11 protein-coding genes are annotated in these 12,803 nt (G+C 63.9%); 7 read left to right on the top strand and 4 right to left on the bottom strand.

The genetic code is table 11. The annotated features are described in order from the left end of the window. The first annotated feature begins 4 nt into the window (after positions 1 to 4). Complete coding sequence (locus QCE88_RS17700; RefSeq protein ID WP_309904445.1) at positions 5 to 901, top strand: LysR substrate-binding domain-containing protein; 897 nt, start codon at positions 5 to 7, stop codon at positions 899 to 901. A 52-nt stretch (positions 902 to 953) separates the two neighbouring features. Here the strand turns inward: QCE88_RS17700 and QCE88_RS17695 are convergent, their stop codons facing one another. Genes QCE88_RS17695 through QCE88_RS17685 form a run of 3 tightly spaced genes read right to left on the bottom strand, consistent with a single transcriptional unit; the run spans position 954 to position 4,201 of the window. Then, complete coding sequence (locus tag QCE88_RS17695; protein WP_309904442.1) at positions 954 to 1,916, bottom strand: LysR family transcriptional regulator; 963 nt, start codon at positions 1,914 to 1,916, stop codon at positions 954 to 956. Between the two features lie 10 nt (positions 1,917 to 1,926). Next, the gene (locus QCE88_RS17690) at positions 1,927 to 3,279 is read right to left on the bottom strand and encodes an MmgE/PrpD family protein (protein WP_309904440.1); all 1,353 of its coding nucleotides are present in this window, start codon (positions 3,277 to 3,279) and stop codon (positions 1,927 to 1,929) included. Between the two features lie 25 nt (positions 3,280 to 3,304). Further along, positions 3,305 to 4,201, bottom strand: a complete 897-nt coding sequence (locus QCE88_RS17685; protein WP_309904438.1) for a glycine betaine ABC transporter substrate-binding protein — start codon at positions 4,199 to 4,201, stop codon at positions 3,305 to 3,307. Between the two features lie 355 nt (positions 4,202 to 4,556). Here QCE88_RS17685 and QCE88_RS17680 point away from each other — a divergent pair, with 355 nt between their 5' ends. The 6 genes from QCE88_RS17680 (at position 4,557) to QCE88_RS17655 (ending at position 12,420) form a co-directional block, all read left to right on the top strand. Next, entirely contained in the window at positions 4,557 to 5,816 is a 1,260-nt protein-coding gene (locus tag QCE88_RS17680) for an ABC transporter substrate-binding protein (RefSeq protein ID WP_309904436.1), read from the top strand. A gap of 49 nt (positions 5,817 to 5,865) precedes the next feature. Continuing rightward, a complete protein-coding gene (locus QCE88_RS17675; RefSeq protein ID WP_309904434.1) occupies positions 5,866 to 6,855 on the top strand; it encodes a sugar ABC transporter permease in 990 nt (329 codons plus the stop codon). Next, a complete protein-coding gene (locus QCE88_RS17670) occupies positions 6,852 to 7,670 on the top strand; it encodes a carbohydrate ABC transporter permease (RefSeq protein WP_309904432.1) in 819 nt (272 codons plus the stop codon). The genes QCE88_RS17675 and QCE88_RS17670 overlap by 4 nt, the downstream gene beginning before the upstream one ends. Before the next feature lie 4 nt (positions 7,671 to 7,674). Further along, positions 7,675 to 9,699, top strand: coding sequence for a beta-galactosidase trimerization domain-containing protein (locus QCE88_RS17665; RefSeq protein ID WP_309904430.1), 2,025 nt, complete (start codon positions 7,675 to 7,677; stop codon positions 9,697 to 9,699). Positions 9,700 to 9,727: 28 nt separating this feature from the next. Beyond that, positions 9,728 to 10,762 carry a LacI family DNA-binding transcriptional regulator gene (locus QCE88_RS17660; RefSeq protein WP_309904428.1) on the top strand — a complete coding sequence of 345 codons (1,035 nt, stop codon included), beginning with the start codon at positions 9,728 to 9,730 and terminating at the stop codon, positions 10,760 to 10,762. A gap of 125 nt (positions 10,763 to 10,887) precedes the next feature. Next, entirely contained in the window at positions 10,888 to 12,420 is a 1,533-nt protein-coding gene (locus QCE88_RS17655) for a winged helix-turn-helix domain-containing protein (RefSeq protein ID WP_309904426.1), read from the top strand. 9 nt (positions 12,421 to 12,429) lie between these two features. Here the strand turns inward: QCE88_RS17655 and QCE88_RS17650 are convergent, their stop codons facing one another. Further along, positions 12,430 to 12,801: a GtrA family protein gene (locus tag QCE88_RS17650; protein ID WP_309904425.1), complete on the bottom strand. Its 372-nt coding sequence runs from the start codon at positions 12,799 to 12,801 to the stop codon at positions 12,430 to 12,432. Positions 12,802 to 12,803 lie beyond the last annotated feature (2 nt).

The following is a 12,803-nucleotide window of genomic DNA, read 5'->3' as shown; positions in this document are numbered from 1 at the left end:
CGCGATGAACTTCCGCCAGACCGAAGTGTTCAAGGTCATCATGGAGACCGGCTCGATTACGCAGGCAGCCGCGCGGCTGTACGTGTCGCAACCCTCCATCAGCAAATCCCTGCATGCGCTCGAACGCGACCTGCGCCTGCGCCTGTTCGAGCGCACGGGCCGCGGCCTCGTCGCCACGCTCGAGGCACATGCCCTCTACGCGGAAGTGCAGCGTGCCTACGACAGCATCGAAAGCCTCACGCGCTTCGCCAGCGGGCTGACCAGCATGAAGCACACGCGCCTCATCGTGAGCGCGATTCCGGCGCTGGCGTCAGACTGGATTCCCGCCGTGACGGCTTCTTTCATGCGGGATTATCCGGAGGCATCGCTGACGATCCAGTCGCACGATTCGTCGCGCACGCTGCAGATGGTGGCGGAAGGACGCATCGACATCGGCATCGCGCAGTCGAAGACCGGCGAACATTCCGTGCTGCGCCGCAAGCTGTTCGATCTCGCGACCGTGTGCGTGCTGCCGAAGGGACATCGACTGTGCGCGAGGAAGCGCGTGAAGGTCGCCGACCTCGCCGGCGAAGCGCTGATCCTGCTGTCGTCGTCGGGCGACGAGATTCGCGCCGGACTCGATCTCGCCCTGCGCGAGCATCAGGTCGCGGCAAAGTCCACGCTGGAGATCGGGCTGGGACTGGGCTTGTGCGCACTGGTCGAGAACGGTCTGGGCATCGGCCTCGTCGATGCCGAAACGGCGCGGCTCGCGAAGAACCGCGCAATTGTCTTCCGGCCGTTCACGCCCACCGTGACCATGCCGATCTATGCGATGCGCAGCGCTGGCCGCGCGCCATCCGCCATCGCCAGCGCGTTCGAAGACACGCTTCGGCGTCTGTCGCCGCCGCTATCGGGTCAGTAGTGTTACCCGCACGCATACAGGCGCGTCCAGGATGCAAAGCCACGCCCCGCCGCTAACTGAGATGCAGCTTCGCCCCGACTTCGGGAAGCCGCGCCCGTATCTCGGCGAACACACCTTTCTCAAGCACGCGCCGGCTGGTCTGGTAGAGGAATTCCGCAGTGTCTTCGTATTCGCCCGCACGCGAGACCTGGAAGATCGTGCGCACCAGCGGGGGATCGGCAACCGGGATGGCCGCGATGTCCTGCAAGTGCGCCCGACCCTGCAACAATGCGAGGGCCGGACAGATCGACCATCCCAGGTCGGCCGCGACCATCGCGAGCAGTACGTCGGCGGCGTCGATCTCCAGATGGCGATCAGCGCTTACACCGCAGCGCCGCAGATACCGCTCCGTCACCGCGCCATAATGCGATCGTTTGCTGAAGCGAACAAACGGCAACTCGCGCGCAAGCGTCTGAAGATCGGCCGAGCGATACTGCTCGCGCCGCGCTGCATGCACGACGAGCAGCGACGGCTCCACGAACAATGGCCGCCGCACCAGGTTATCCATATCGTCCATGGGATCGGAGGTGACGATCAGATCGAGTTGCCGTTGCAGCAGCGCGAGCGAAAGACTGTCGGCGAACCCGGCACGCAGGACGACCTGATTGCCCTGTGCAATCGTGTGCTTGACCACCGCCGGTCCCACGGTGGCCGCGTATGAATCGATCATGCCGATGCGAATCTCCGGCCGGCCCGTCAGGTCCGCTTCACGGACCACCGCAAGCAGCCGCTCCATCTCTTCGACGACCGTTCGGGCGTGCCGCCGCAGCGCGATGCCGGCAGGCGTGAGCAGCACCGGACGCCGGCTGCGGTCCAGTACCTTCGTGCCGAGAATCTCTTCGATCTGCCCGACCGCCTGCGACACAGCGGACTGCGTGACGCCCAGCGCGCTGGCCGCTGCCGAAATACTTCCGCTCGAGGCGACCGCGTCGAAGACACGCAGGGCCCGGATATCGAGTCGGGATGAATCGCTCACGGATTGGCTCTCATCGTTCGACGGGCATGACGCGAATCGTGTCGAGTACCAGTTCGAGCAGCGGCGCTACCGTCTCGCCGCTGTCTGCCAGGTTATCGACCCGCGACTCCAGCGCGCGCGTGTGTTTTGCGTCGCAGGCCGTTTCGGCAAAGCGTCGAAACTTCTCGCGCAGCGCCGCAGCGCCGAACGGCAGATCGGGATCGCCCAGCGCCTGCGTCGGACCTGAATCAAAGCGTCGCCCATCGTTCAGTTCGACGGTCACGTTCGCATAGCGCTGCCTGGGGAACAGCGCATTGAATCCAGCATGTTCTTCCGCGCGAATCAGACGGCTGACACGCAGCACGTCGGGATCTTCGAGGCCCGCGCCCTGAAGCGCGTCGAGGGTAACGGCGCCGTATTTCAGCGCGACCGCCACCGGGAATGGCAAGCTGTATTGCGACACTTCAGTGGTCCTGGGTTCAGGATGATCGAGACGGATCGCGTTGTGGAACGTCTGGATGCGCACCGCGCGTATCTCGCCAACTGCAAAGCCGTGTTCCTGCCTGAGCCGCTGCGCCGCGTCGATTGCCGGGTGCGCCCAACGGCACACCGGCTGCGGCTTGAAGTACTGCTCCATGATGCGCCAGCGCTCGCCGAGATCGTTCCAGTACACGCGCGATGCTTCCTGCTCCACCGTGAGGGCAGGCGCACCGGTAAAACCCTGCTGCGCCAGGAAGCCCGCGCTCAGCCCCGCCATGCAGCCCCAGCCCGAGCCGTCCCGCACCATCGTCGGATGATCGACGCAACGCATCATCTGGCTGCGTGGCCCGTGATACTCCGCAATGCCGAGCGCTTCGCGCGTCTGGTTCGCATCGAGCCCGAGCCGCCGCGCAGCGAGCGCCGCCGCCGCGAGCGCGTTCCAGGCGCCCGACGTGTGGTAATCGCACGCGCTCGCATGCAGCGCGATGCCTGCCCGTGTGCCGACTTCGTAACCCAGCGCGATACAGGTCAGGAATTCGCGACCGCTCATGTCGCGCTGCAAATCGGCAAGCGCGAGCAGCGCGGCTATCACGGTCACGCCCACGTGGCCCTTGGTCTCCGCATGGCCGTCGTGGCCGTCGCAGCTGTCGATCGTCATCGCGCCAGCCAGCCCCGCGCCGAGTGGACTCGCCGTGCGCCCGTCGAACAGCAGACGGGACCGCAGTCTGCCAGCGGCGAAAAATTCAACGGCATGATCGCTTGCGATCCGCGAGAAGGCCGTGCGCCGGCCCATCATCGCGACGCCGAACAAGTCGAGCAGGCACAGCTTGCCCTGTTCCACCACGTGATCGGGCAGATCATCGAAAGTCAGTTCGTGAATGAAGCCAGCGGTAGATGCCTTCATGGAATGTGGCGCTGTGTCCATGTGATCAAAGCAGTCCGGATTGCTGCAGGAAGGCGCGGGCGACATCTTGCAACGACTTCTTCTCGAGATCGACGCTCGCGTTGAGACGAATCATCGTGGGCGTGTCGAGCTTGGCGGCTAGTGCGTTCAGAGCGGGCGCGAGTGTCGGATTGGCGTCGAGCGTTGCCTTGCGCACCACCGGCGCCAGTGTGTTCGGCTGGATGAACCCCTTGTCGTCCTTCAATACGACAAAGTTGAACGCGGGAATGCGGCCGTCCGTCGTGAACACGAGCGCGACGTTGACTTGCCGGTCCTTCAGCGCCTGATACGTGAGGCCCGAATCCATCCGCTTGATCTCACTGGGACCGAAGCTGAAGTCGTAGGTCTTTTCCAGCGGACGCAATCCATCCGCGCGGCCGTAGAACTCGGAATTGCAGGCGAAGACCATGGTCTGGCCACCGCGCACTATCTTGGCGAGATCGCTGATCGAAGTGATGCCCAGCTTCTTCGCCTCGTCCTGATTCATCGCGAACGCGTAGACGTTGTCGACCTTCGATGGTTCGAGCCAGACGAGGCCCTTCGGCGCATCGAGTTCGCTGACCTTTCGATACATGTCGGGCGCACTGAGCTTGTCGGTGAACTTGTCGTAGTTGTTCAGTGCAGTGCCGACGTACTCCCAGTACACATCGATCTGGCCATTCTCTTGCGCCTGACGCAGCACCATGCTGCCCATGCCGACTTTCTTGTCTACAGAAAAGCCCTTGGCTTCGAGCAATTGCGCGGTGAGTTCCGCCATCAATTGCTGCTCGGTGAAATTCTTCCCACCAATCACGACCGTTTTTGACCAGGCGGCGACCGGTGGAATGAATGTCGCCAGAACGAACAGCAGCACACACAACTTCCTGAGAAACGAATTTTTCATGGCTTTCTCGCTGTCATCAAAGGGCGGAATGTGGCCGCCTTGGCAGATAGCTTCATTGCCCCGGCGTAGGTGTTGTGTTGTCCCATAAAGGAACTTGAGCGTCTGACTGCAAGAAAATACTAATGTAATGACGCTATCGAGCAAAAATAAGCGCCCGAATTAAGTGAATCTAATAGTGACATGAAAACGCGCTAATCTTGCCGCCGTGCTACGGAAAACATTCATACGATTACCTTGATAAGACGAATGCCTTATAAGCACGAAACCAATTCTTGCCACCCTCCAAGTAAGTTGATAACGTTTCAATTAAACTGAAACTGTTATCGAGCCACTTCTCCGGCTCTGGAGCAGGGCAATGCCTAGCGTCTTGTCGGCGTTCGTTTTAGTCGTTGCAATGACAACCATCCTTGCTCCTTCGCTCGCGTCGGCGCAGAGCGGCGAGCTCGTGATCATCAGCTGGTTGTCGGGCTCGGAAGGCGAAGTCATGCATGCAATGGAAAGCGCCTTCCAGCGCAGCCATCCCGACATCAGGATTCGCGAAATCAATCTCACGGTGCAGGGCGACCCGCGCGGCGCCATCCGCACGGCGCTGCTCGGCGGCGAGAAAGCCGACCTGCTCGTCAACACCTGGCCCGCGTTTCGCGCCGAGCTGGCCGATGCAGGCATGCTCCGCCCGCTCGACGCGCAATGGAACACCGTCGATCTGAGCGAACCATGGCGGCGCCTCGGGCAATACAAGGGCGTCACCTACGGCGTCACTTTCACGTTCGGCGACCGCAGCGGCATCTTCTATCGGACGGACGGGCTGAAGAAGGCCGGCATCGTGGAACCGCCAAAGACGTGGCGCACCTTCCTCGACAGCTTCGGCAAGTTGCGCGCGGCCGGCATCACGCCCATTTCCATGCCCGCGAAAACCTGGGCGCATGCCGAATGGTTCGAGACCTTGCTGCTGCGCGTGGGCGGCGTGGACGCGGCATCGAAACTCGCGGCGCACCGGATCCGCTGGACCGATCCCGTCGTTCGCACGACGCTGCGCCTGTATGCCGACATGCTGCGCGCCGGATGTTGCGACCCGCCCGATCGAATGCTCGCGACCGAATGGGACGGCGCTGCCAACGAGGTGCTCAAGTCCGGCTCGCACGGTTATGAATTGATCGGCATGTGGGTGAACAGCCGGGCGAAGAGCGACTACGGCCTGAAGGAAGGCGTGGACTATGCGATGTTCCAGTTCCCCGCGCTCGGACTCGGTCATGACGACACAGCGAGCATCGACACGAAGGAATTCGTCGCGCTGAAGTCCGGTTCGAACCCCGCTGCCGCCGATGCATTCATGCGCTGGATCACAGGCCCGGAAGCCGCGGCTATCGAAGCGAAAAGCGGGCTGGCTTCGCCTTCCGCCAAGGCGGATACGGCGCAGCTAAGCCCAGTGGCCACGGTGTCGTCGAATGCTGTGAAGGCCTCGAAAAGTCAGTTCGTACTCGGCGATCTCTTGCCGGGCGACCTGGTCGACGAGTATCGCGTGCAACTCCAGATCTTCCTGCAGGACCCGAGCGACGCCACCATCGACAAGGTGCTCGCCGCAATCGAACAGAAGGCCCAGTCGTCGTATCGATGATGCCCGCGCCCGGTGGCGCAGGCAGTGAACCTCAGGATCACGAGCCTCGATGAACGAACACGAACATCGTCTGGCGCAACTCACGGGTGTCGCGGCGAACGCGTCGGCCCTGTGCCGACCGTGCGCGCAGGACGCCGGCCAACGCCGCCGCTCGCGCATCCATGCCTCGCGATGGAGCGACACGCGCGCCGCCTGCCTGCTCATCGCGCCTGTCGTGATCCTCTTTGGCCTGGCCGTGGCCTATCCATTGATCGACACGATCCGCCTCAGCTTCACCGACATGAAAGGCCTCGGCGCGGGACATTACATCGGCTTCGGCAACTACGAGGCCCTGTTCCAGGACAGCCACTTCCAGCGAGCATGGCGGACCACGCTGATCTGGACGGCATCGACAACGTTGTTGTCAGTCGGCGCCGGCTGGGGCCTCGCGATGGCCTGCTCGCTCGCCCCGAAGGCGACGCGCATTCCACGCGTGATGATCTTCGCGGCCTACGGCCTCTCCGAGACCGTGACGGGTTTCATCTGGCTCGGCATCTTCCGGCCGGATTCGGGCGGCCTGCTCAACGCGGGGCTGGAAGGCATCGGCCTCGGACGCTTCGCGCATGCGTGGCTTGGCGACCCATCGACCGCGCTCGCCGCGCTCGTGATCGCGTATTCGTGGGCACAGGCTGGCTTGCCGCTGATGCTGTGCTTCGCCGCCACGCAAGCGATTCCCGCGCAGATCATCGAGGCGGCCCGCATGGACGGCGCCAGGGGCATTGCGCTGATCCGGCACATCGTCATGCCTCTTTCGATGCCAGGCGTCAGAGTCTCGACGTTCATCACGCTGATCGGCAGCCTGCGCGCCTTCGACATGTTGTTCGTGATGACGAACGGCGGACCGGTCCGTTCCACGGAAACGCTCGGCTTCTTCATGTATCGCGAGTCGATGACGCAGTTCAAGCTCGGCTATGGCGCGGCCGCCACGCTTGTCCTGCTGGCCGCGGTGCTGCTCGTGTCGATCCCGTACATCGTCCGACGCGCGGCGGAGGCACCATGACCCGTTCCTCGCGCGGGGCCACGATGTTTGTCAGTCTGGTGGCATGCATCTGGATCGTGCCGGTCGTCGGCGTGGTCGTCACGTCGCTTCGTCCGGTGCAGGAGGCCGCGCTCGGCTGGTGGACCACTGGACCGTTCACGCTGACGCTCGCTTCCTGGCGGGACATCTGGTCGCAATTCCCGCTGCTGAACGCTTTCTGGGTGACGTTCAAGCTGGCCGGCAGCGCCACGCTCGCCACCATGCTGCTCACGCCACCCGCCGCGTATGCCTTCCACTTCCTGCGCTTTCCGCTGCGGCGCACGATCCTGCTTCTGATCGTCGCCACGTTCGTGCTGCCGCAACAGATGATCGTCCTGCCGCTGTTCCGGCTATGGCGCGAGTGGGGCTTGATCGACCATGTGCTTGCCGTGGCGATTCCGTATGTCGGCCTTTCCTTCGCGTGGTCGATTGTCGTGGTGAAGCACTTCCTCGAAGACTTTCCGCGTGAACTCATCGAGGCTGCGCGCATCGATGGCTGCGGCCCGGTGGCGGTGTTCTGGCGGGTCGTGCTGCCCAACCTGCTTCCGGCGATCAGTGCGGTCGGCATCCTGCAGTTCCTGTGGACCTGGAACGCGTTGCTGCTGCCGCTGCTGTATCTGCGCTCGCAAATCCCATTGCCGGTGGCGTTCGCACGCATCGCCGGCACGTATGACGCCAGCTGGAACCTGCGCGCGACGGCCGCCCTCATCACGGCCATCGTGCCGCTCATGATGTTCATCCTGTTTCAACGGCAGTTCGCAGGCGGCGCCCTGAGCCGCAGCGGCAGCAAGGAATGACGCCATGAGCCCTCTCGTGCGACGCGACGTTCATCCCCTTCGCTACCGGCACATCCATCTGGACTTTCACACGTCGGAGCACATTCCGCGTGTCGGCGAAGCATTCGATGCCGCCGACTTCATCGCCACGCTCAAGCAGGCGAACGTCGATTCGATCACGGTGTTCGCGAAGTGCCATCACGGCTGGTCTTACTATCCGACGCGCGTGGGCCGTGTCCACCCGAACCTCGTCCGGCCCGATCTGCTGGGCGAGATGATCGCTGCACTGAAAGAAGCCGACATCGAAAGCCCGGTCTATCTCACCGTGCAGTGGGACGAGCAGACGGCCCGCGAACATCCCGAGTGGCGCGTGCGGCGCGCGCCCGATGCCGCGCCACCCGCCTCGCACTGGCAGACCCTTTGCCTGAGCCACGCACCGTTGCGCCAGCGGATTCTCGATCAGGCGCGTGAAGTGGTCTCTCGCTATGACCCGCCGGGTCTGTTCTTCGACATCGTCATGGCAAGCGACTGCTGTTGCGCGAACTGCATCGCGCGCATGGAGTCGAGCGGGCTCGATTCCGCCCGTGCCGGCGACCGTTTGTTGAACGACGAAGCCGTGCTCGCGCAGTTTCGCGCCGAGACCAGCGACGCGCTGTTCGCCGAGTTCCCGCGCCTGCGCGTGTTCTACAACGCGGGGCACATCTCCAAGGGCGATGCCCGACGTTACCGGCACTACACGCATCTCGAACTGGAGAGCCTGCCGACCGGGGGCTGGGGCTACACCCATTTCCCCGCGAGCGCGCGTCATGCCGCGACACTCGGCCTCGAATACGTCGCGCACACCGGCAAATTCCACGCGGGCTGGGGTGAATTCGGCGGCTTCAAGCATCCGGACGCGCTCGACTACGAATGCACGCAGATGGCCGCGCTGGGTTCGAAGTGCCTCGTCGGCGACGCGTTGCACCCGAGCGGCGCGATCGATCACAGCACCTACGAACGCATCGCGCCGGCGTATGCGCGCATTGAGAAGCTCGAACCGTTCCTGAAGGGTGCAGTACAGGTCTCCGAGATCGCGATTCTCTCGGCAGAACACATGCGGCCCGGCGCAAACCGCGCGCATCCCAGCGACGAGGGGGCGGTGCAGATGCTGCTCGAAACGCATCGACCGTTCGATGTCATCGATCGGCATGCCCGCTTCGAGGACTACCGCCTGATCATCCTGCCTGACGAGATTCCGGTGGATGGCGCGCTTGCACAGCGACTCAAAGCCTTTCTCGCGGATGGCGGCACCGTGCTGGCGTCATGGCGTTCTGGTCAGAATGAAGACGATGCGTTTGCCCTCGATTTCGGTCTGTGCGTCGAAGCCGGGAGCACGGGTTTCAAGCCCACCTACGTTGCAATGAACGATGGTCTCGACGCGCGCATTCCGGCGAGCCCGGTCGTCTTCTATGACGATGCATTGCACGTTCGCGCGCAAGGCGCCGAGGTGCTCGGCGTGATCCGTCCGCCCTACTTCAACCGCACGGCCGAACGTTTTTGCTCGCACATGCACGCGCCCGACGACGTGCATGCGGCACCGTCCGGCGTGGCTGCATCGATCCATCGAGGCCGTGCCTATCTCGCTCATCCGGTCTTCAGGCTGTACCGGGCGGTGGGGCAACCGGTCTATCGATACATCGTGGAAGCGTTGATCGAGCGCTTGCTGCCGCGTGCGACCGTGACCACCGACCTGCCGTCGTCGGGGCGGCTCGCACTCACGTATCAGGCGCGCAGCAAGCGATACGTGCTGCACCTGCTTCACGGCCCGGCGCAAGTGCGCGGCCAGGCCATGCCGATCGAAGGGGGCGGCACCCGCATGATGGAGATCATCGAGGACATTGCGGCCATTGGACCGGTATCGGCTTGCGTGCGTCTTCCGCGCCCGCCGACGCGCTGCTACGACGCCCTCTCCGGTGAGCCGCTCGACTGGACCTGCGACGCGGAAGGCGCCGTGCAGATCACGCTGCCCCGCTTGCGGATCCACGCGGCGGTGGTCTTCGAAACCGAATGACGGACACCTCACGGCACAGCGGCGACTCATGAAAAACGACAACTCGAACGAAGCCGTCAAACCCCGTTCCGCGACCATCGTGGACGTGGCGCGCCGCGCGAAAGTCGCGGTGGGGACCGTATCGCGCTATCTGAATGGCTTTTCCGTCCGCCGCGCGAACCGCGAGCAGATCGAGGAAGCGATCCGTGCATTGAACTTCAAAAGAAACGCGGCAGCCGTCGCAATGAAAACCGATGTCACGCACGTCGTCGGACTGCTTGCACCTTCGTTCGATGAATTCCATGGCGCCATGCTCGAACATCTGTCGCGCGCGCTGCGTCGCGACGGACGTGCGCTGCTGATCTACTGCCATGGCGGCGACACGCGCCTGATGGAAGACGGCCTCGATTATCTGTCGGCGCAACGCATCGATGCGCTGGTAATGTCGGGCGTCGAGCATCTGTTCGAGCGTGTCGACCAGTTGATCTCGACCGGCCTGCCGCTGGTCCTGTACGACAACGACCTCGCCGGGCTTCCGGCGGACCGCGTGTTCGTCAACAACCGCGAAGCCTCGACGAACCTGGTGCGGCATCTGCTCGATATCGGCCACCGGCGCGTGGGCATCGTGACAGGCGAACTGATCGACACCGCCGCCAACGAACGCTATCTGGGCTATTGCGATGCACTGGCCGAGCGCGGCCTGACCGTCGACAAGCGTTACGTGATTTCGGGTCACTGGTCGATCCAGGGCGGCACGGATGCGACCGCCCGCCTGTTGTCGCTGCCCGAACCGCCCACGGCGATCTTCTGCGGCAACTACGTGATGGCGCTCGGGGTATTGCGTTGCCTGAAGGATTCGAAGGTCCGCGTGCCGGAGCGTGTGTCGCTCGTTTCGTTCGACGACCCGCCGCTCTTCGGACTGTATGAGCCCGGCATCACCGTGGTGGCGCAGCCCATCAACGGCGTGGCGCAAGCCATTGCCGACGTACTCGACAGAAGGCTGCGGACGGCGCGTGAAACGCCATACAGCACGACGAGTCTGCGTTGCGAAGTCATCTTGCGAGGTTCGACCCGTCCGGTCTGAACGCGCAGCCGATCAACCCCCGCAGCCGCAGGAAACGCGGCGCACGAAGACAGAACAGTGAGGTCCCTCATGGACGCAACCCACTTCCGCGGTACGTATCCCGCGGCCTACTGGAACGACGCATCATGCATGCACAGACTGCAGTCCGCGCCCCGGGCGTGATAAGCGGCCCCATCAGCCCGCCCGATGAAGCGGCCGTTGCCTACCGCTTCGGCTCGTTCCGGCTGATTCCGTCGCAGCAAGCCTTGCTCGACGGCGAAGCGCGCGTGCCGGTGGGCAGCCGCGTACTGGATCTGTTGACGATGCTTGTCGAGGGACACGGCAAACTCATCACGAAGCAGGAGTTGCTTGCGCGGGCCTGGCCTCGCGTCGTGGTCGAGGAAAGCAATCTCAAGGTGCATATCGCGGCGCTGCGCAAGGCGCTCGGCGACGAGCCCGTGCATTCGCGCTTCGTCACCACGGTCGTCGGGCAAGGTTATCGGTTCGTGGCGCCCGTCACGCGCGAAACGCTTGCCGATGCCGCGGACGGATCGCGTGCGCCGCATGCCGTGACGCACAACCTTCCGGCCGCGCTGGTGCGCCCCATCGGACGGGCGGCGGTCATCGCCGATCTGCTTGAACGCTTGCAGCGCGTACGCGTGCTGACCGTGGCGGGCACGGGCGGCATCGGCAAGACGACCGTCGCGCTGGCGGTCGCGCATGCTACCGCGCAAGCCGCCGAGCACGATGTGTGTTTCGTCGATCTGACCGGCCTCGTCGACCCGCGTCTGGTGCCGCGCGCCGTCGTTCAGGCCCTGGGGCTGACACCGCATGGCGATGCTCCGCTCGCCGCGCTCGCCGCTCATTTCCGTTCACGCAGCCGCCCGCAACTCGTGGTGCTCGATGGCTGCGAACATGTCATCGAGGCCGCGGCCATCCTCGCCGAACGCATCAGCGCAAGCGCTGCACAAACGCGGGTTCTCGCGACCAGCCGTGAACCGTTGCAGGCGATGGGCGAACACGTCTACCGGCTCGAACCGCTCGAGTGTCCCGCCGATCCCGCGCGGCTCCTTCCCGACGAAGCGCTGCGCTATCCTGCTGTCGAACTGTTTCTGGAGCGCGCGTTTGCCGCACGCGGCGACTTCACGGTCAGCGCGGAAGAGGCGTCGACGATCGGCCGCATCTGCAAGCGGCTGGATGGCATTCCGCTGGCCATCGAACTGGCTGCCACGCTGTTGAATGCGTTCGGCGCGGCTGAGGTGCTCAACCTGCTCGACGACCGCTTCTTCACGCTCGCACAGGGACGTCGCACGGCGCCTGAGCGGCACAAGAGCTTCCTCGCCACGCTCGAATGGAGCCATCAGTTGCTGCCGGATATCGAGCGTCTCGCGCTGCGGCGTATCTCGGTCTTTCCTGGGGAGTTCACGCTGTCATCGGCGAGCGCTGTCATATCCGACGAAGGCGTCACCTCGGCTGGCATCGTGGGCGCCGTGGCGAGTCTGGTCACGAAGTCGATGCTCTCAGCCGAAGTGCGCGGCGACAGTGTGCAGTATCGTCTGCTCGACACCACGCGCGATTATGCGAAGCGCAAGCTGGAAGAAGCCGGTGAATCCGGCATGATCGCGCGGCGGTATGCGAAGCACGTTCAGGATTCGTGCGTGCTGCATGCCGACAAGTAGCGGGCCCGCCTACCTATGCGCGGGCACTGCGCGCAAGGCCCAATATTTGTTGCCGATGAATCCCACGATCACATAGACCGGGATGCCGCTCAACTGCGCCATGGTCGGCGCGCGCGTGATGTGCAAGACGAGCAGGACGACGCCCAGATTCGCGAGATACGAAACGAGCACCACGACGAGAAAACGCATGGCCGCATGGCGCGTGGCGGCCGTCTGGAAAGTGAACGTGCTGTTGAGCGCGAAACTGACCACGACGCCGACGCCGTACCCGATCAGGTTGGCGATCACCGGCCTTGCGCCCACTGCTTGTACGCCGAGGATGACCGCAGCCGCGAGCGCGGTGTTCAGGCCGCCGACCAGCAGATACTTCAGGAACTGCAAGC

This window comes from Caballeronia sp. LZ035 (assembly GCF_031451175.1).
Taxonomy (GTDB): Bacteria; Pseudomonadota; Gammaproteobacteria; order Burkholderiales; family Burkholderiaceae; genus Caballeronia.
Note: the sequence above shows the minus strand (reverse complement) of the source record. Positions and strands in the feature narration are given on the sequence as shown.

What these genes read in the sequence shown, in the direction of transcription:
- QCE88_RS17700 (WP_309904445.1), top strand. Translation starts at nt 5, where the DNA reads ATGAACTTCCGCCAGACCGAAGTGTTCAAGGTCATCATGGAGACCGGC.
- QCE88_RS17690 (WP_309904440.1), bottom strand. Translation starts at nt 3,279, where the DNA reads ATGAAGGCATCTACCGCTGGCTTCATTCACGAACTGACTTTCGATGAT.
- QCE88_RS17685 (WP_309904438.1), bottom strand. Translation starts at nt 4,201, where the DNA reads ATGAAAAATTCGTTTCTCAGGAAGTTGTGTGTGCTGCTGTTCGTTCTG.
- QCE88_RS17680 (WP_309904436.1), top strand. Translation starts at nt 4,557, where the DNA reads ATGCCTAGCGTCTTGTCGGCGTTCGTTTTAGTCGTTGCAATGACAACC.
- QCE88_RS17675 (WP_309904434.1), top strand. Translation starts at nt 5,866, where the DNA reads ATGAACGAACACGAACATCGTCTGGCGCAACTCACGGGTGTCGCGGCG.
- QCE88_RS17670 (WP_309904432.1), top strand. Translation starts at nt 6,852, where the DNA reads ATGACCCGTTCCTCGCGCGGGGCCACGATGTTTGTCAGTCTGGTGGCA.
- QCE88_RS17665 (WP_309904430.1), top strand. Translation starts at nt 7,675, where the DNA reads ATGAGCCCTCTCGTGCGACGCGACGTTCATCCCCTTCGCTACCGGCAC.
- QCE88_RS17660 (WP_309904428.1), top strand. Translation starts at nt 9,728, where the DNA reads ATGAAAAACGACAACTCGAACGAAGCCGTCAAACCCCGTTCCGCGACC.
- QCE88_RS17655 (WP_309904426.1), top strand. Translation starts at nt 10,888, where the DNA reads ATGCATGCACAGACTGCAGTCCGCGCCCCGGGCGTGATAAGCGGCCCC.